Consider the following 1475-nt stretch of genomic DNA (forward strand, 5'->3'; position numbering starts at 1 on the left):
TCTGGACCTGTTGACAAAGATAAAATATGGGCCGAAAAATTATATTCTCAGCCCATATTTTATCCATATGTATTGCGGAAAAGATGGCCTTAACCATCCTCTTGAGATTTAATGCCATGGCAGATAGGAGGCATTCCTCCATGGCTGCGAGAATGCCCCTCTTATGTATTGTGGAAAGATTGTGTTCGCGCTTCATAACCGCAAAGCTGCCTTCGGCCCAGATTTTTCGTTTCCTCATCATGTGTAGGTATTCCGAAGTATTGACCCTTAAATGCCCTCTGTAAAACGCAGGATAGCAGCTGCTGGCCAAAATTCTTCTACGCACACTGGCCGTATCAAAACAAGCCTTACGGGAAGTGCATTTCCGGCAGACATCCCCTTGCACCTGGTAGCAGCGAAGGTATTTCCCTGTGGACTTATTGCAGTTCAGACGGTGATATACAAGGGGCTGTCCCATGGGGCAAATAAATGTATCCTGTTGCGGATCATATGAAAATCCATATTTACTTGGGTCATTGGGAAAACGGATGGTGGGAATATAACCGGTAATTCCCAATAGTTCCAAACCCCTGTGAACGGCACCAGTATCATACCCTCTATCCAAAGCAACTTTCTCCATAGACAGGCCCAACTGTTTTTGCTGCCGTTCAAGATGCCGCAAAACCAAGAGACTTTCTTTTTCATTTGCCGGGAATACGTCTACTCCTGTAACAATCCCATGCTTACAATCTACGGTCGCTTCCATGAGGTATCCCACACCTCGTTTGCTCCCGTGGTGGATATAGCCACACTCAGGATCTGTTGTACTTGTTGTAATCTTTTTGGTGATTGTATGACTCGCCGGCTTTTTAAATCCCGGCTGTGATGCAAGCTCTTGGTCCAGATCGTCAAGATAGCTCAGCATACTCTGCTCGACTTCAACTTCTATATCGATCCAGCTGTTCCTTGAAACTTCGGCGGGGATGTAGCTGCCATCGGCGGCCATCTCTTTGCCGTCTATCAAGTCCTGTTCCATACAGCGTCGGACAATTTTCAGAAAGATCTGTTGGAACAAGCTACTCTCATTCCACTTGCGGACTCTTGTTTTGCTGAAGGTAGAATGATCCGGTATTTTTTCTCCAAGTTCAAAGCCACAAAACCAACGATAAGCAATGTTTAGCTGAATTTCCTGGACAAGTCGGCGCTCTGACTTAATGCCGTAAAGGTATCCCACCAGCAGCATTTTAAACATACTAACAGGGTCAACAGATGGGCGGCCATTTGCAGGGTAATATGGCGCTACAAGATCGTAGATAAAGTCAAACGAAATCATCTGATTGATTTTCCGAAGTAAGTGATCGCGTGGAATTAATTCTGCTATATCCAGAATCACCATACTCATTTGACCGCTTTGCCGTCCCATCATGCTCCATTCCTCCCTTATTTCAATTATACCATGGGAATGGGGTATTTGGGACTTTTGTCAACAGGTCCAA

1 protein-coding gene is annotated in these 1475 nt (G+C 45.3%); it reads right to left on the reverse strand.

Going from position 1 to position 1475, the window contains the following annotated elements; all coding sequences use genetic code 11:
- On the reverse strand, window positions 1-1405 hold a 1405-nt coding region (locus tag H6B51_RS17025), incomplete at its 3' end, for an IS1182 family transposase (protein ID WP_204884781.1).
- Between the last annotated feature and the right edge of the window lie 70 nt (window positions 1406-1475).

The organism is Pseudoflavonifractor phocaeensis (assembly GCF_016901955.1).
Taxonomy (GTDB): Bacteria; Bacillota; Clostridia; order Oscillospirales; family Oscillospiraceae; genus Flavonifractor; species Flavonifractor phocaeensis_A.